Below are 17,002 nucleotides of genomic sequence, written 5' to 3'. Positions count from 1 at the left end.
ACTCAGGCGCGGTTATTTCTTCTTACCATCACCAGGCTCAGCAAACCCATCGCCAACAATACCAGTGAGCTGGCTTCGTTTACTTTGGTGCTGGCGGTAACCACTACACCATCCAAAAAGTTGCCAACGGTAGAGTTGTCAGCAGTGGTGAAGGTGATGGTAGTGAGTGCTGAGTTAGCCACAAAACTGCCAGTAAACTGGTTCCATACACCCACGGTGTGATCGTTGAGCAGTGCAGCCAGGGTGCCGGCACTAAAAGAGAAAGCTTCGTTGGCGCTCTGACGTGCGCTGTAAAAGAAAGACACGTCATAAGTCTGGCCTACTACCGTAGCAAAACTTTGGTAGATAGAGAAAACACCGCCGGTGTAAGGATGAGCATTCAATTCGGCGTGCTGGGTACCCTCTGGCGCCACAACGCCATTCATAGAATCCCAAATCTCGATATTGCTGCCTTCCCAACCGTTGACATTGGCGGAAGAGAAGTAAGACCAACTGCCGGTAGCGACGTTATTGTCTTCAAAGCCACCGTTGACGATCAGATTGGCTTGCGCTGAAACAGCCAGAAACGCACCAGCCAATAATGCAAACACAGAAGCAACAGGTTTCAACATAAAGTAATCCTTGGTTAATTGATGACGGCGAGCTGGACTCAGCCACTTGACGCCTAAATCAGCAATTTCTGCGCCATTGATGATTTTTTGATATGCATCAGCCTATTAGTGATAACTGCATCTCATAAAAATCAATTAAATGTAAAAAAAATCGACACAACCTAGTCCTAGCTTGCTGCTGGCCCAACTGGATTTTGGCGACAGCGCCTGTTTATACTCGCGCCCGCGCAACAAGACGGCCAAACAGACCGCGGCCGGTGCATTAGTCATTAAGGAGGCGCGATGAAATCCCCATTGGATAACCCTATTTCCGGCGCTTACGAACGCACCGGCCTGCTCGGTGGCCAGCAGCGTCAATCTATTGAACTTGCGCCAGTGATAACTATTTCGACACCGGTCGCCCAACGCCACAGTGTTGTGGTGATTGGCGGCGGGCCTGCCGGCAGTGTAGCCGCTACCCGATTGGCACAGGCCGGCGTGGATGTTGTGGTGCTGGAGCGTGAGCAATTCCCGCGTTTTCATATCGGCGAATCACTGCTGCCCAATGGCAACCGCATACTCAAAGCGATTGGGGTATGGGACAAAATTGCCGCCGCCGGTTTTGTGGAAAAACGCGGCGCCCAATTCACCCTGGCCGACCGCTCGCGCACGGTGCGCAATGTGTTTGCCCAAGGCTGGGTCAAGGGGCTGGATATGACCTATCAGGTAGAGCGCGCCCGCTTTGATGAAATACTCCTGCGCCACGCCCAGAGCTGCGGCGCCCAGGTGCGCGAACAGTGCCCGGTTACCAAAGTGACGCGCACAGCATCGGGCTGGGAGCTTGAGGCGAACCATGCCGGCCAGCCACAAGTGCTTCATGCCGACTGGGTAATTGATGCCAGCGGCCGGCACAGTGTGATGGGCCGCGCGCTCAAACTCGCCAAATCCGCCCTACCCTATCCTGGCCGCATGGCAGTGTTTAACCACTTTGAACATATGCAGCGCGATGAAGGGGAACGGGGTGGCGATGTGATAGTGCTGCGGCTGGAACACGCCTGGTTTTGGGCGATCCCCATTTCTGCCACAGTCACCTCGGTGGGTGTTGTGCTGCAAAAAAATGGCGGCCGCGAAAAAAATGAAAGCTGGGAACAGCTGTTTTGGCGCAAGGTCAATGAATCCTCTTTCCTCCGCGAGGCCTTGGCCAAGGCTAGACCGCTGGGCGATTACCGCATTGAATCCGACTACAGTTTCTCCCATGAAACCTTTGGCGCCGAGCGCTGTTTGCTGGCGGGTGATGCAGCCAGTTTTATCGACCCGGTATTTTCCTCGGGCGTGTACCTCGCGCTGGAGTCAGGTTTGCTAGCGGCCGACCAGATAGCCGCACAGGTCAAAAAGCCGCGCGCCCCAACGCAAGAAGCCAGGGTCTACGCGCATTACACCCAGTCTTTAAAAGCGCAAATTGGCACCATGCGCCAACTGATTGATGCCTATTACGACAACAGCGCCTGTGAAGTATTTATGTCGCCGCGCCCTACCTTGAGCTTGCCGCAGGCGATTAACTCAGTACTCGCCGGCAGCCTGACACCGGGTTTTGCAGTGCGCTGGCGCCTGTGGCTGTTTAAGCAAATTTGCAAACTGCAACAAAAACGCCAGCTGGTGCCGGCGATTGAGTGGTGTCGTTTATCCAGTAATAAGCCGCCTGAATCGCCCCAATAACCGGTGTGTTTGTGTCGCTTCAGTGCAGGGTAAAACTCTCACTAACCTGTTTTAACAACGCCTGCTGTGCCGGAAAACGCGACGCCAGTGTCCAGGCGTAAATCACATAGAAGTGCTCAGCCGTTTCTAGCGTGGTGATAACGTAAATAATATTGATGCCATCCACCTTGGCGGCAAGCGCAGCTTGTTGTGCGGCTAGGCCATTAATACTGAGCTGGCGCGGCGCCTGTTGCACATAAAATTCCTGAGTCGATTTTTTCAGCCCCTGGGTAATCAACTCGCTGTAGCGCAGCAAATTGAAATCGCTGCCAAAGGGCAATTTGTTTTCACGCAGCACCACGGCGTAAAGGTTATCCCTGATATTGGCGACACCTATAGCCGCCTCAGGGTTGAGGCGCCGCTCGCCTTTCCAATCCGTTGGTGTCGTCAGCGACATGCGCTTGTCATCGCTGTAAGTGCGCAGCAATTCAGGCGGCTTGGGCTGTGATGACCTGGACTGGGCACTGTTGGCAGCCGTTTGTGCTGTGTTTGCGGGTGATGTCACCGCGCTGGCAGCGGGTGGTGTTGCCGGTTTGCCGGTGAAATAAACCAATACCGTAATGCTAATCGCCGCCAGAATCACCACCGGCAGCAGCAAACGCGGGGAGACAAGCTTTTCAATCAGCGGCGGCCGAACCGGTGCAGGGTTAACCCGATGGGGTACCGCCGCGGTGGCCGTTTCAACATCTGGCCCGGCAAGAGTTGCGGGCTGCGGTGCCATCACGCTCGCGGGTGCTTCTGCGCTGGGCGCGGGAATATCCTGCTCAACCAGTTCACACTCGCAACCCGCCTGGCGGATGGCGCGGCAATATTTTTCGGCCATTGCGGTGTCAACACCGGCTTTGATCAGGGTGCGTGGTCTGGCCAGAATTTTTTCAATCGCGGGAATATCTTTTTTGAAGAGTGCGGCAAGGTTGCGCACCAATGTTGCTCGCTCAATCCCGGCGCGAGCCTGGGCTAGCAGGTATACATCCACCGTTTTTTCAGTCATACACGCATCCATTTATTTATTCACCGGCGCACCGCTGTTCATTTGCAAGCAAGGCAGTGCGCAGGTGTATTTATCGATGCGTCATCTTAACTTTTGTAAGGCATGGCTCCAAGGTAATCCTTTTTGCCTACATCCACGCCGTTGTGACGCAAAATGGCGTAGGCGGTGGTGATGTGAAAATAAATATTCGGGATCGCATGTTGAATCGCAAACTCGGTTCCGGTCAGGTATTTACCCTCCCAGCGCGGCTGGCTGATATGGCGCTCGGCGGCGCCGGCAAAATCCTCAGGTTTGAATCCGGCAAGGTAATCCACCACCGCTTGAATGCGCGCTTTTAACTCCGGCAAGGTTGTTTCGGTGTCAGCGTGAACCGGCGCCGACTCTACTGTACCGGTCAAACGCGCCACACCTAACTTGGCAGTATCGCAAGCGATTTGCACCTGACGAATCAGGTTGAATTGATCGGGCGCGAGGCGCGAGTTAAGCAGCACATTCACATCAAACTTTTTGGCTTCAGCGTGGGCCGCGCCCTTATCCAATATCGCACTGAGGTTATTCAATGCCTTGGTGAATTGCACAACAGTAAGTTCGTAAAACATAAGACTCTCCTTTGGGGATGGGCGGATTTTACAATTGGCGTACATAGCGCTTGGGTTAGTGGGGGCCGGGTGCTGCCTATTCAATCCAGCGGGGTGTAAATAGCGCGGTAAAAAAACGCAAATTTTGGCTCATTGCTTGCATTGGTTTTATTTCAGCCAATATAGTTAAGTCTCATTCATCAAGGACTTAGCTGCTTATGCCACACGACATTAGCCTAATTACTACCATTGCGGCTGGCCTCGGTTTAGCCATGATCCTGGGGTTCATCGCCGCGCGCCTGCGCATGCCGCCACTTATTGGCTACCTTATCGCCGGTATTATTGTTGGCCCCTCAACCCCCGGTTTTGTTGCCGATATGGCACTCACCGCCCAGCTCGCCGAAATTGGCGTGATGCTGTTGATGTTTGGCGTTGGCCTGCATTTTTCGGTGGGCGATTTGATGGCGGTAAAACGTATCGCCCTACCTGGCGCCATGCTGCAAATCACTATCGCTACCCTGCTGGGTGCTGGTGCCGGCTATTTTTGGGGCTGGGATCTGGCGCAGTGTCTGGTGTTTGGCTTGTCACTCTCCTGCGCCAGTACCGTGGTTTTGCTAAAAGCCCTTGAAGCGCGCGGCCAAATTGAGACCATCAACGGGCGCATCGCCGTAGGTTGGTTGATAGTGGAAGATCTGGTGATGGTACTGGTGCTGGTGCTGCTGCCGGTGATTGCGGGAATTATGGGAACCGTCCCTGCTGCCGATGGCCATGCGCCCGCCGCCAATGACCAGCATGTCGCGGTCGCGCTCTTGATCACTCTGGGTAAAGTCGCCGCCTTTGTGGTGTTTATGCTGGTGGTGGGCAAACGCTTGCTGCCCAAATTACTCTGGTGGGTGGCGGGTACCGGGTCGCGCGAGCTGTTCAGCCTTTGTGTGATTGCCACCGCTGTGGGTGTGGCCTACGGTTCGGCGCTGCTGTTTGATGTGTCCTTCGCCCTGGGTGCATTTTTTGCGGGCATGATGTTGCGTGAATCAGAATTCAGCCACCGCGCCGCCGATGATTCCCTGCCGCTGCGCGATGCTTTTGCGGTATTGTTTTTTGTGTCGGTTGGCATGTTGTTTGACCCGCAGATACTGATCGACGAGCCGCTCAAAGTGCTCGCCGTGGTCGCCATTATTATGTTTGGGAAAACCATCGCCGCGGTCGCGCTGGTACTGGTATTTCGCTATCCGCTCAACACAGCGCTGATTGTCGGCGCGAGCCTCGCACAAATCGGTGAGTTTTCGTTTATTTTGGCCGGCTTGAGCATCAGTTTGGGTTTGATGGATATACAAGCGCAAAACCTGATTCTCGCTGGCGCGCTGGTGTCCATCGCATTCAACTCGTTGATGTTTACCCTGCTCGAGCCACTGCGCGCTTGGGCGCTCAAACACTCGGCTTTTGCGCGCAAACTGGAAGTGCGCGATGACCCATTGGCGGTATTACCGATGACTACCGACGAGGTTTATCTCTCTGGCCAAGTGGTGCTGGTGGGCTATGGCCGCGTAGGTCGCCGCATCGCCAAGGTTCTCGATGAACAACAAATTCCCTACGTGGTCACCGAAGCCAATCGCGCCATTGTTGAGGAATTGCGTGCGCGAAATATTCCCGCCGTGTGCGGCGATGCCGCTGATGCAAATGTGTTGATCCAGGCGCATATTGCCAAGGCAGGCATGCTGGTAGCAGCAACCTCCAACACCTTTCATGTACGCCAAATGGTGGATATTGCGCGCAAGTTGAACCCCAAAATTGAAACCGTGATTCGCACCCACAACGAAGAAGAAGCGGAACTCTGGGTGAAAGAAAATATCGGCCGGATATTTTTAAGCGAACAGCAATTGGCTAGCGGTATGGCTGAACACGTGTTGCAGCGCATGGGCAAAGCCGCATCAACGGCAGGTCACTGACCTACCGTCGCCGGTTTTCTGTTTTGGGTTCCTTGCCTGCGCGTTTTTTATTGACGCTGTCGCGCAGGCTCTGCTCACTTTCAAACAGGCGATCAAAGCGCATCTTGGGTTCATCCCAGCTGCCTTTGATGGTGTAGCTCACGCTGGTGGCTTGATCGACCTGTTTTTTGAATAGCTTACTGACCACATAGATGCCCGCCGCGGCAGGCAAGCCGGCTGCGAGTGCGGCATAGAAGGTGACGTTACCGGCAACCGGTAGCGAGGCCACCAAGCGGGTATTGAGCCGCTCGCGACGCAGGTCGATGGTGCCGGCCATTTGCATGCCGCTGGAGGGGGTGGTCACCACCAGCGGTTCTTCAAACACTAAAGTGCCCTGGTTAAACCTGACTTTACCGGTGATTTGGTCGTAGGCGAGGCCGCTTTTATAGAGGTCGGAAAAGTCCAGGCGCAGGCGCCGTGCGAGTGAGTCGAAATTGAGGATCGACATCAGGCGCAAAATACCCTCACCGGCACCGGCATCGCGTTTGAAGCGACCATTTTCCATGGCAATAGTCATCTCGCCCCCAAGGTTGAGGATCTTGAAATCCTGCGGCGATCCGGGCCAAAAAAGATCCGCATCGTAGCTGGCCGCGGTACTTTCCAGCATGTCGGGTTTTTGCCAATCGCGCAGTACTGCCCCCATATCACCCGCGCGCAAACGGCCGATAAAGCGGGTTTGTACGCCCACCTCGGTGTTGTGCCAAATCAAGCGCGCACCTGCCTGTTCCGGTTCATCGGGGTTATCGTCTATGCCGCTGACAGTTACTCCGCGAATGGTGCCGCGAATTTTGTCGATCACCACCCCCAGGTCATCGGGGCGCAAGGCTAATGACCAGGTGCCGTAATCCTTATTGTCCAGTAGCAGCGATTCGATACTGATATTGGCGCGCGGCAAACGGCGCGGATCTATCACACTCACCGCCTCTACCACCTCAGCCGAGGCGGGTTCAGCGGCATCAGGCGCACCGGTATTGATCGACTCCGAGGGCGCTGTTGCAGCTGGCTGGCTCAGGCCCAGGGCGACAGAATCCAATGACAGACGACGCAGGTTTACATCCATGGCGACAAAGGGGCTTGCCGGCACAAACAGATCGCCCTCAACTACCGGGTTGCGCACCGCTAACTGCCAACCCGCCGCAACAGGCATAGCGGTCACGGCAAGGTTTTCCAGGGTCATGGGGCCGAGTTCATACTCGCCCAGCACTAATTCAATTAAAAACGGTAAACCGGCAACCTTGCCGATCTGGTCATCCACGGCAGCAACCGGGTTGCTGCCGGCATTCGCGACCAAGGGGCGCACCACCACCGGTGTCAGACGCTCGGCATAGGCGAGGTAGCGGGCCTGAACCGCTTTCCAGGCATCCAGATCGATCCCCGGCAGGAAACCGGATACCAAAAACTGGGCCTTATCGCCCAAGCGGGCATCTTCAGCGAGCGCGATATTCGCGTTTAGCAATTGGTTGTTATTGCCGCGATCCATGCGCAGCAGCGCTTGTACATCGCGGTTGTAGTCCACGCGGATTTGCGATTGTGCTTCCTGTAACCAGAGGGAAAACTTGAGTGGGCGCTCCTCATTGGCAGCCTTGCCGTAGGGGGCGGGCAAATCGACCGCAACACCCGCAAGGTTGGAGTTGAGTGTAACCCGGGCAAAGGACTGTGCAGCAAATTCGCGTGGGCTGGGCGGTACAGCGTCCGCATTGGCTTGAGCGCGGCTGCCCACCTGATGGTTGAGTTCCACCTGCGCCTCATAGGGCATAACCCCTTTCAGGAACAGGGCTTCGGGGCGTTTGCTCCACAGCGCTAACTGTTCGGCATCCACCCTGCCCTGCAAATCAATCAAGGTCTTATTGGCACCCTTCGCCTTATCACTGGCCAGACTCACGAGCAGCGGCTCGCCAAAAAAAGTGCCCTGCAAGTCTTTGCTGGCGATGCCACTGGTGCTGTTGTAACTGATATTACCGCTTAACTCGCCAACGCTGAGGTTGAGGTTTTGCAGTTCAAAAAATGGCACCTGTAGATCCACATCCACCTGCTGGCGCGCATCGGCTGGCTTCTGTTCACCGCTGCCCAGAGGGATATCCAGATCCAGGCGGGCCAACATATCGCCCTGCATTGACCAAGAATCCAGACTGCTACCCAGATACTGGCGCATTTGACCTTCGCGCAGCACCCTGATGCCATCGGCGGCCGGCCCTTTTACTTCACCATCCACCTGCAACAGCGAGCCACGCCCCTGTGCACGCGGGTTTACCTTGATACTGGCCTGTTCTATCTGGCTCTCAAGCACTTTGGCGCTGCTGACCTGGGCAGAGACATGCACATCGCTGACGGACAATTGCCCTTTGATATCACTCAGTGCGGGCCAGCCGGGGTGGTAGTCCAGCGATACACCGTCCAAATCCAATGTTAACTGCGCAGTGCGCGCCAGCGGGTTAGGGGTGTTGAGAGTGCCGCGATAGATAAAACCGACACGCTTGGCGATACCGGGATTGGCCTCGCCCAAGCTATCGCCCAACCATTTGCGCAGTGGCTCTGGCAGAGTCTGGGGAACATAAGTGCGATAGCGACTGGCGCTGACCTGCTGGCCGCCAATTTGTAAGTAGAGGTCGATGTTACCGGTGTTGCGCTGCCAGGGCAGGCCCAACCACATGTAGCCGCGCGCCAGTTCGTCGCCCTTTTGGAACTCGAGCAGGCCACTGTTGACGTAAATCTGGTTTTTATCGCGCTGCAAGTGCCAGGCAACCTGGCCGCGGGCGCGGTCGTAATCCATTGCTCCGGCAAAGGTGGGGGAGTAGTGCATGGAGAAGCCACGACGACTGTCGATATCGACAAAACCGCCTTTTTGCCCGGCTTGCAAGTAGCCATCAACACCCGTCAGGGCCGGCACACCGCGCCAGGCACCCACGGCAAGTTGCTCCAGATTGGCACTTAATTGCCACTCGGCCGGCGCTTTGGGCGGTAAGCTCAACACTATGTTGCGCAGCTCGCCGCGTGGCGACAGGCTGGTCAGCACTTCGGCGAGGCGCCCCTCCGGCAACACACCTGAACGCGTGACAATACTGGTCAGGCCGGCGAGATCGAGGCTATCCATATTGACCTTAACCACCTGGTTATAACCGCTGGCAGAAAAAGCGATATTCATCTCGTCGATTTTTTCGCTCTGCACGGCTGCGGTCAAACCTTGCAGGCCCAGACGCCATTCACCGCCGGGCAACCAATAACCGGTGAGGTCTGTGGTGAAATCATCCAGCGCCAGCCGGCGCTCGGCAAAGGGCACCGACAAGCGCTGCAAGTCCAATCGCCCCGAGAGATCGTAGCCTTTGCCACCGGCGCGGCTCTCAAACCAGATGTTGGCATCCAGGCTACCCTCACTCTGGATGACCGATTTGCCGGCATCACCGAGCAAAAATGCAGTCGCTGCCGCCACTGGTTCACCGGTGGGGAAACTATTCAGCTGCAGGTAGCCTTTGCTGCGAAAACGCGCGGGTTTGCGCGGATCACCTTCAGCTTCCAGCACCAGATAAACACTGCGCGGCTGCCCGTCCACATCTACTTGCAGCGCAAGGCGATGGAAGTCAGCGGCGCTTTCCAGCAATACATAGGGGGATTGCAGCAACATCTGCTGGCCGCTGGTAAACGCAAAATGAAAACGGCTGGATTGCAGCTCAATGCGCGTGGAGAGCAGCAGCATATCAACCAAACTGTTGATATCTGTACCTTTGGCGTCCTGTTCACGCCGCTGGGGAAGGCCGGCAATACGCCAGGAACCGGCCGCTGTCTGGACAAAATCCATATCTACCTGGCTCAAGCCCAGGTGGCTCCACACCAGGCGCGCATTGCGCAGGGACTTGAGAATATCAAAACGCATACGCGCTTCGCCGATAGCCACAATGGGCTGGTCAGCAGGATTGTGAATGTGCAGGTCGCTCACCACCAAGCTGGGTTTTAGCCCGTTCCACTCGGCCTGGATTGCACCTATGGTCACCTTGGCGTTGAGCTGGTCGGAAAAGTAGCGCGCTATATCCTGATTGTAATTGCCCAACACCGGGGAAAAGCTGCGCCCGGACTGCACGACCACCGCCAATAGAATCAGCGCCAGCGCAATCAGCAGGTAACACCATTTCACCAGTTTATGCAGGGTGCGTTTCATCAGCGCAGTAGGTTCCAGGGAGGCAAAAGGACAAGTTAAACCAACACAATATCGTACTGCTCTTGATGGAAGAGCGCCTCAACCCTGAACTCTATAGTACGGTTAATAAAAGCTTCCAAATCCGCGACGTAGCTTGCCTGTTCATCCAGTAAACGGTCCACCACCAACTGCGAAGCCAGCACCAAAAACTTCTCGTTGTCGTAGGTGCGGGCCATGCGCAGAATCTCGCGGAAAATTTCATAACACACAGTCTCGGCCGATTTCACCTGACCGCGCCCCTGACACACCGGGCAGGGCTCACACAGCAATTGGCCCAAGGATTCGCGGGTGCGCTTGCGCGCCATTTCCACCAGCCCCAGCTCCGATACCCCGGTGATTCTGGTTTTGGCGTGATCCTTCTCCAGCGCTTTTTCCAGGGTTCGCAATACCTGACGCTGGTGTTCGGCATCTTTCATATCGATAAAATCGAGAATGATAATGCCGCCCAGATTGCGCAACCGCAGCTGGCGCGCGATGGCGGTTGCCGCTTCCAGATTGGTTTTGAAAATCGTCTCTTCCAGATTCCTGTGGCCAACAAAGGCGCCGGTGTTTACATCCACCGTGGTCATGGCTTCGGTCTGTTCGATGATCAAATAACCATTGGATTTAAGCGGCACCCGCGGCTCCAGGGCGCGGCGGATTTCCTCTTCCACACCATAAAGCTCAAGCAGCGGGCGATCACCGCTGTACAACTCAATCAACTCCACCAATTGGGGCGCATATTTGGCGGCAAATTCTTGCATCTGCTGCCAGGTCAGGCGCGAATCCACCCGCACCCGGTCGATAGGCGCACGCGCCATATCGCGCAGCGCGCGCAAATAGAGCGGCATATCGCGATGAAGTTCCGCCGGCACACCCAAGCTAGGCAATTTAGTGCTCAAGTCCTGCCAAAGCTGGCATAAAAACGGGATATCCGCATTGATTGCCTCGGCGTCGGCACCTTCAGCCACAGTGCGCACGATAAAGCCACCACTGATGCCCTGCCCGGCCACCGCCGCCTCAACCGCCTGACGCAAACGCTCGCGCTCGGGTTCGTCCTCAATACGGGTAGATACGCCTATGTGGGAGGAGTTGGGCATATACACCAGATAGCGCGACGACAGCGTCAGGTGGGTAGTCAAACGCGCGCCCTTGGTGCTGATCGGGTCTTTGGCGACCTGTACCAGCAGGGTTTGGCCCTCGCGCACCAGAGTGCGAATATCCGGCACTTCACCGCGCCGCACTTCGCCTTCCGGCGGCTCTGGCATCATATCGGCAGCATGGATAAACCCGGTGCGCTCAAGGCCGATATCCACAAACGCCGCCTGCATACCGGGCAGTACACGCACTACCTTACCTTTATAGATGTTGCCAACGTAGGTTTCGCCGTGGCTGCGCTCTATGTAGAACTCCTGAACCACACCGTTTTCAACCAGTGCAACCCGGGTTTCCACCGGTGAGACATTGATGAGAATCTCTTCGCTCATGAGCCTGACTCCGCTCCCAAAGGCGTCCACCAAGGCACTGCAAATTCACGCAGCAACTCGCAAGTCATTTCAATCGGCAAGCCCACAACACAGGAGTAACTGCCGCGAATCTCTTTGACAAAAACCGCACCTAGCCCCTGAATGGCATAGCTGCCGGCTTTATCCTGCGGTTCACCGGTTTCCCAGTAGGCGGCTATTTCTTCATCGCTCAATTCGCGAAATGTGACATCCGTAGTGGAGACTCGCAGTGCCTGACGCTCGCCACTGTGCAGGGCAACAGCGGTAACCACCTGATGAGTCCGGCCGGAGAGCTGGCGCAACATCGCCAGGGCATGGTTTTTATCCAGTGGCTTTTCCAGGATCTCGCCATCCAGCAAGCCGAGGGTATCGGCGCCCAATACAGGCGCAAGAGGCAGATTCAGCGCGATAAGCCGGGCATAGCCGGCCTCGGCCTTTTGCCGTGCAAGACGCTGGACATAGGCGAGACCGGTTTCGCCGGGAGCAGCTTGTTCGGGAATTGAAGCGTTGATAACAGCGTGTTGGACACCAATCTGTCGCAACAGCTCGCGCCGGCGCGGCGACTGGGAAGCCAGATACAACGAAGGAACTACTGGTTTCACCCTGAATTCTCCTGCCCCCAAGCTCGGGGCGACAATATTATTCTGTGTAATTCAACCGCAACCGCTAGTGGTGAAAACCATGGGTCCAGCGGTTCAAGGCGCCACAACACAGCGGCCAAATCAGCGCACTGGTAAAGGCGGGGTACAAAAACTGGACGCCAGAGAGTGGGCGCCCTGCCATGCCTTGCACCCAGTTATCGACCAGTTGGGCGATGCCAACCAATATAAATACCCAAGCCGCTTGCCGCGATAGGGGAAAGTTACGCACTCGCTGGTAAGAGAGTATGCAAATGTAAGCCACTATCACCAAACCGAGGCTGTGCTGCCCAAAAGGTACACCTTCGAGCAGATCCTGAAACAGGCCAAGCGCGCACAAGAAGCTAAAACTGACGGTGAGTGGCATAAAGAATACCCAGTAAATAGCTACCACCAATACAAACTCAGGGCGCCACCAACGCCAGTCCATGGGCAATGGATAAACCGACAGCACCAGAGCCAGCAAAAAACTAATGCCAATCGCGGCATAGAGATTAACGCGTGAGGCGGGCATTACTTGGCCCCGTCAGCAGTATCGGGAAGGGATAGCGCGCCGGGTACACTGGCGCGGTCGCGGTCGGCAAACACCAACAGCAAGTGACGGCTGCGATCCAGGCGCGCCATGGGCTTGGCGATTACCGTCAGAAAGGCTTTACCGGGGTCACGCACCACATCAAGAACTTCAGCAACCGGGTAACCCACCGGGAAACGGTCGCCCAAGCCTGAACTGACGAGCAAATCGCCGGCGCGGATATCGGTATTGGCCGAGACGTGACGCAGGCTCAAACTGTTGAGGTCGCCCGTGCCTTCGGCGATGGCACGCACACCGTTGCGGTTCACCTGCACCGGAATGGCATGGGTAGAATCAGAGATAAGCAACACCGTACTGGAGTGCTCTGCCACTTCAATCACCTGCCCCATCAAACCAAAGGCATCCAGTACTGGCTGCCCCTTGAATGCGCCGTCTTTGGCGCCGCGATTGATAATCACCTTGTGGCTCAGGGGGTTGGGTGAGACGCCGATAAGTTCGGTGATCAGCACCGTATCCTGCAGGGTTTGACTGGCATTGAGCAACTGGCGCAAGCGCACGTTTTCCGCTGCCAGCGATGCCATTTGTTGCAATTTGCGCTGATGAATCAACAGCTCGGTTTTGAGTGTGTCGTTTTCCAGCTTGAGGTCTATTTGCGAGACAAAGGTATCCTTGCGCCAGTCATTCACACGGCTGGGCACATCGGTGAGCTGATAAAAAGGAGTGACAAATTGCGCGAATTTTTCGCGCAGGGGTTCAAGCCGGTCGGTGTAGAGCCCAACTACCACCAGCACCATCATGATCACAATGAACAGAAAGGCGCGGCCGGCGGCAGAAGAGCCTCGATTGAAGAGCGGTTTAATGGCGATATCTCCTGTGCAGGTGGAGCGCCAGCGCCAACTGCGCCAGTCGCCCCGCTGTTATCAGGACGAGAGCAGGTCGATATTGCGCTTGTCGTTCATCTCCAGCGCAATACCACCACCACGGGCCACACAGGTAAGCGGCTCTTCGGCAACAATAAACGGCAAGCCAGTCTCGTTAGACAGCAGACGGTCGATATCGCGCAAGAGTGCACCGCCGCCCGTTAATACCACACCGCTTTCGGCGATATCAGAAGCCAACTCCGGTGGTGATTGTTCCAACGCGCTTTTCACTGCCTGCACTATGCCCGCCAGCGGGTCTTGCAGGGCTTCAAGGATTTCATCGCTACTCAGGGTAAAGCTGCGCGGTACACCTTCGGCCAGGTTGCGGCCACGCACATCAATTTCGCGAATCTCGCTGCCGGCAAAGGCGCAGCCAATTTCTTGTTTGATACGCTCAGCAGTCGCATCACCAATCACACTGCCGTAATTGCGGCGCACGTAGTTCACAATCGCTTCATCAAAACGGTCGCCACCAATACGCACGGAATCAGAGTAAACCACACCATTCAGGGAGATAACCGCAATCTCGGTAGTACCACCGCCAATATCCACCACCATAGAACCATTGGCTTCAGAGACTTTGAGGCCAGCACCAATCGCTGCCGCCATTGGCTCTTCAATCAAACGCACTTCGCGTGCACCGGCACCCAGTGCTGATTCACGAATCGCACGTTTTTCCACTTCAGTAGACAGACAGGGAACACTGATCAATACACGGGGGGATGGGTTAAACCAGGAGTTTTCGTGAACCTTGCGAATGAAATGTTGGAGCATTTTTTCGGTGACCTGGAAGTCGGCGATCACACCGTCTTTCAATGGGCGAATAGCAGTGATGTTGCCCGGAGTACGGCCTAACATACGCTTTGCTTCGACACCTACAGCTTCAACAATTTTGGTGCCGTTGTGATGGCGAATCGCCACGACCGAGGGTTCATTTAAAACAATGCCGCGGCCGCGGACATAAATCAGGGTGTTTGCTGTACCCAAATCAATAGACAAGTCGTTGGAAAATGCTCCACGCAAAAGTTTCATCATGACGAGACGAGGCCTTAAATAAATGTGTTGGAATAGGTGTTCGGTAAAAGCAGCCGGAAGACAGCCATACTGAAATTATTGATGCCAGCGGTGACGGCGGCGCGCTCCTGGCTCTTTATCGTTGGCGTTAAGCCAAGCTCCCTGATTCATCAGCTCCACGCGGTGGAGATCCATGCAAAAAAATGTAAGCGCGCAGTATATGTGAATTTTTATTTTTTATCCGAGTCGATTTAGCTTTAAAAAATAAAAAAATCTGCAAAAAACTACCGCAATGTTTCAATAAAGAGGGATTCATCGGATAAAAGTTCACTTTCACCCACAAATCAATTGCCTCGTCCGCGCGTTTTTTGCACAAGCAGATCAGCAACTCACAGGAGTCCGAATCAGGGATTCAGGGCACTCGCCAAATGTGATACCTTGGGCGCCCATTTTTCAGCGACTTGACGCAGGATACCTGCGGTTTAGCCGCACTTTTGCATTTTATCTGCTGGAGCTAATACCACTATGGCTGTAGACCGTTCCGATATCGCCAAGCTGGCCAAGCTGGCGCGTATCCAGATTACCGATGAGGCCGCTGACGAAGCGGCCAAAAGTATCTCCGATGTGCTGGCTCTGGTTGACCAATTACAGGCAGTGAATACCGATGGCGTACTGCCCATGGCGCACCCCTTGGATGCCGTGCAGCGCCTGCGTGCCGATGTGGTAACAGAGCCCAACCAACGCGCCGCGTTTCAGGCAATTGCGCCAGCCACCCAAGACGGCTTGTATCTGGTGCCACAGGTTATCGAATAGCCGGCGCTCAATAGCTGCCCGCCCTTCTTACAAAAAAATCTCAGGAATTTGCAATGCATCAATTCACCATTGCCGAACTGGTCAAAGGCCTGCACAACAAGGACTTTTCCAGTACCGAAGTGACCCAGCACTATCTCGACCGCATCGCGCGTCTGGATCAAACCTACAACAGCTACATCACCGTCACGCCCGAACTGGCGCTGCAACAAGCCGCTGCTGCCGATGCGCGCCTCGCCGCCGGCAATGCGCCAGCGCTCTGTGGTGTGCCCATCGCCCACAAAGATATTTTCTGTACCACCGGTGTGCGTACCTCTTGCGCCTCCAAAATGCTGGATAAATTTATCGCCCCCTACAACGCCACTATCGTCGAAAATTATTTGAATTCTGGTGTGGTGATGCTGGGTAAAACCAATATGGATGAATTTGCCATGGGTTCATCCAACGAAACCAGCTGGTACGGCCCGGTGAAAAACCCCTGGGCGACTGACTGTGTTCCCGGCGGTTCATCCGGCGGTTCTGCCGCTGCCGTTGCGGCCCATTTGGCACCTGCCGCTACCGCATCCGATACCGGCGGTTCGATTCGCCAGCCAGCGGCACTCTGCGGCTTAACCGGCATTAAACCCACCTATGGTCGCGTGTCGCGCTGGGGCATGATTGCCTTTGCGTCAAGCCTTGACCAAGCGGGTATTTTATCGCGCACCGCCGAAGACGCCGCGATTTTGTTAAACGATATGGCGAGCTATGACGCGAAGGACTCCACCTGTGTTGAACGCGAGGTGCCGGATTACACCGCCGATTTGAACAAGCCATTGACCGGCCTGCGCATTGGTGTGCCCAAAGAATATTTCGGTGAAGGTTTAAATCCGCAAACCGCAGCGCTGGTTGAAGCGGCGATTAAAGTGTACGAGCACATGGGCGCAACGATTCACAGCGTCAGCTTGCCCCACACCCATCTCGCCGTGCCGGCTTACTACGTGATTGCGCCAGCAGAATGTTCTGCCAACCTGTCGCGTTTTGATGGCGTGCGCTACGGCCATCGCTGCGAAAACCCAACGGATTTAAATGACCTTTACATGCGCTCGCGCAGCGAAGGTTTTGGCAACGAAGTGAAACGCCGCATTTTGGTGGGCACCTATGCGCTCTCCGCGGGTTATTACGATGCCTATTACAGCAAGGCGCAAAAAATCCGCCGCTTGATCAAGCAGGATTTTATGGATGCTTTTGCCCAGGTTGATGTCATTATTGGCCCAACCTCGCCGTCACCCGCATTCCAATTTGGCTCCAAAACCAAAGACCCGGTGGCCATGTATTTGGAAGATATTTACACCATCGCCACTAACCTTGCCGGTTTGCCCGCACTTTCAATTCCCTGCGGTTTAGTGGATAACAAACCCGTTGGCCTGCAATTAATTGGCAACTTCTTTGCGGAAGCACAGCTGCTTAATGCCGCGCACCAATTCCAGCAAGCAACCAACTTCCACCAACAAACCGCCCCTGGCATTGAATAAAGAGG

General features: G+C 55.4%; 13 protein-coding genes. 4 read left to right on the top strand and 9 right to left on the bottom strand.

Going from position 1 to position 17,002, the window contains the following annotated elements; all coding sequences use genetic code 11:
* Nucleotides 1-2: 2 nt before the first annotated feature.
* The gene (locus ACFODX_RS00960) at nt 3-611 is read right to left on the bottom strand and encodes a hypothetical protein (protein WP_378115135.1); all 609 of its coding nucleotides are present in this window, start codon (nt 609-611) and stop codon (nt 3-5) included.
* Between the two features lie 282 nt (nt 612-893).
* On the opposite strand from ACFODX_RS00960, the gene ACFODX_RS00955 reads away from it, so the two are divergent.
* On the top strand, nt 894-2,306 hold the full coding sequence (locus ACFODX_RS00955) for an NAD(P)/FAD-dependent oxidoreductase (protein WP_378115133.1): 1,413 nt from the start codon (nt 894-896) through the stop codon (nt 2,304-2,306).
* A 19-nt stretch (nt 2,307-2,325) separates the two neighbouring features.
* Here ACFODX_RS00955 and ACFODX_RS00950 read toward each other — a convergent pair whose 3' ends face one another.
* Together ACFODX_RS00950 and ACFODX_RS00945 are read right to left on the bottom strand one after the other, a co-directional pair.
* Complete coding sequence (locus tag ACFODX_RS00950; protein ID WP_378115131.1) at nt 2,326-3,336, bottom strand: hypothetical protein; 1,011 nt, start codon at nt 3,334-3,336, stop codon at nt 2,326-2,328.
* A gap of 86 nt (nt 3,337-3,422) precedes the next feature.
* Entirely contained in the window at nt 3,423-3,935 is a 513-nt protein-coding gene (locus tag ACFODX_RS00945) for a DUF1993 domain-containing protein (RefSeq protein WP_378115129.1), read from the bottom strand.
* Nucleotides 3,936-4,132: 197 nt separating this feature from the next.
* Between ACFODX_RS00945 and ybaL the strand changes: the two genes are divergently transcribed.
* The gene (gene ybaL / locus ACFODX_RS00940) at nt 4,133-5,860 is read left to right on the top strand and encodes a YbaL family putative K(+) efflux transporter (protein WP_378115127.1); all 1,728 of its coding nucleotides are present in this window, start codon (nt 4,133-4,135) and stop codon (nt 5,858-5,860) included.
* Between the two features lies 1 nt (nt 5,861).
* Here the strand turns inward: ybaL and ACFODX_RS00935 are convergent, their stop codons facing one another.
* The 6 genes from ACFODX_RS00935 to ACFODX_RS00910 form a co-directional block, all read right to left on the bottom strand.
* Nucleotides 5,862-10,049 (bottom strand): YhdP family protein, encoded by a 4,188-nt coding sequence (locus tag ACFODX_RS00935; protein WP_378115125.1) that lies wholly within the window; start codon nt 10,047-10,049, stop codon nt 5,862-5,864.
* A gap of 35 nt (nt 10,050-10,084) precedes the next feature.
* Nucleotides 10,085-11,554, bottom strand: coding sequence for a ribonuclease G (gene rng / locus ACFODX_RS00930; RefSeq protein ID WP_378115123.1), 1,470 nt, complete (start codon nt 11,552-11,554; stop codon nt 10,085-10,087).
* The gene (locus ACFODX_RS00925; RefSeq protein WP_378115121.1) at nt 11,551-12,174 is read right to left on the bottom strand and encodes a Maf family protein; all 624 of its coding nucleotides are present in this window, start codon (nt 12,172-12,174) and stop codon (nt 11,551-11,553) included. The genes rng and ACFODX_RS00925 overlap by 4 nt, the downstream gene beginning before the upstream one ends.
* A 64-nt stretch (nt 12,175-12,238) precedes the next feature.
* A complete protein-coding gene (gene mreD, locus ACFODX_RS00920) occupies nt 12,239-12,724 on the bottom strand; it encodes a rod shape-determining protein MreD (protein ID WP_378115119.1) in 486 nt (161 codons plus the stop codon).
* A complete protein-coding gene (gene mreC / locus ACFODX_RS00915; RefSeq protein WP_378115506.1) occupies nt 12,724-13,602 on the bottom strand; it encodes a rod shape-determining protein MreC in 879 nt (292 codons plus the stop codon). The genes mreD and mreC overlap by 1 nt, the downstream gene beginning before the upstream one ends.
* Nucleotides 13,603-13,662: 60 nt before the next feature.
* Nucleotides 13,663-14,697: a rod shape-determining protein gene (locus tag ACFODX_RS00910; RefSeq protein ID WP_007644386.1), complete on the bottom strand. Its 1,035-nt coding sequence runs from the start codon at nt 14,695-14,697 to the stop codon at nt 13,663-13,665.
* 504 nt (nt 14,698-15,201) lie between these two features.
* Here ACFODX_RS00910 and gatC point away from each other — a divergent pair.
* Together gatC and gatA are read left to right on the top strand one after the other, a co-directional pair.
* Nucleotides 15,202-15,489 carry an Asp-tRNA(Asn)/Glu-tRNA(Gln) amidotransferase subunit GatC gene (gene gatC / locus ACFODX_RS00905; RefSeq protein ID WP_378115116.1) on the top strand — a complete coding sequence of 96 codons (288 nt, stop codon included), beginning with the start codon at nt 15,202-15,204 and terminating at the stop codon, nt 15,487-15,489.
* A 53-nt stretch (nt 15,490-15,542) separates the two neighbouring features.
* Nucleotides 15,543-16,997 (top strand): Asp-tRNA(Asn)/Glu-tRNA(Gln) amidotransferase subunit GatA, encoded by a 1,455-nt coding sequence (gene gatA, locus ACFODX_RS00900; RefSeq protein ID WP_378115114.1) that lies wholly within the window; start codon nt 15,543-15,545, stop codon nt 16,995-16,997.
* Nucleotides 16,998-17,002: the final 5 nt, after the last annotated feature.

The sequence above is a fragment of the Cellvibrio fontiphilus genome (assembly GCF_042646205.1).
In the GTDB taxonomy this organism is placed as follows: Bacteria; Pseudomonadota; Gammaproteobacteria; order Pseudomonadales; family Cellvibrionaceae; genus Cellvibrio; species Cellvibrio fontiphilus_A.
This window is presented reverse-complemented; position numbering and strand designations above follow the sequence as displayed.

Coding starts and splice junctions, on each gene's coding strand:
- ACFODX_RS00960 (WP_378115135.1), bottom strand. CDS start 611: ATGTTGAAACCTGTTGCTTCTGTGTTTGCATTATTGGCTGGTGCGTTT.
- ACFODX_RS00955 (WP_378115133.1), top strand. CDS start 894: ATGAAATCCCCATTGGATAACCCTATTTCCGGCGCTTACGAACGCACC.
- ACFODX_RS00950 (WP_378115131.1), bottom strand. CDS start 3,336: ATGACTGAAAAAACGGTGGATGTATACCTGCTAGCCCAGGCTCGCGCC.
- ACFODX_RS00945 (WP_378115129.1), bottom strand. CDS start 3,935: ATGTTTTACGAACTTACTGTTGTGCAATTCACCAAGGCATTGAATAAC.
- ybaL (WP_378115127.1), top strand. CDS start 4,133: ATGCCACACGACATTAGCCTAATTACTACCATTGCGGCTGGCCTCGGT.
- ACFODX_RS00935 (WP_378115125.1), bottom strand. CDS start 10,049: ATGAAACGCACCCTGCATAAACTGGTGAAATGGTGTTACCTGCTGATT.
- rng (WP_378115123.1), bottom strand. CDS start 11,554: ATGAGCGAAGAGATTCTCATCAATGTCTCACCGGTGGAAACCCGGGTT.
- mreD (WP_378115119.1), bottom strand. CDS start 12,724: ATGCCCGCCTCACGCGTTAATCTCTATGCCGCGATTGGCATTAGTTTT.
- ACFODX_RS00910 (WP_007644386.1), bottom strand. CDS start 14,697: ATGATGAAACTTTTGCGTGGAGCATTTTCCAACGACTTGTCTATTGAT.
- gatC (WP_378115116.1), top strand. CDS start 15,202: ATGGCTGTAGACCGTTCCGATATCGCCAAGCTGGCCAAGCTGGCGCGT.
- gatA (WP_378115114.1), top strand. CDS start 15,543: ATGCATCAATTCACCATTGCCGAACTGGTCAAAGGCCTGCACAACAAG.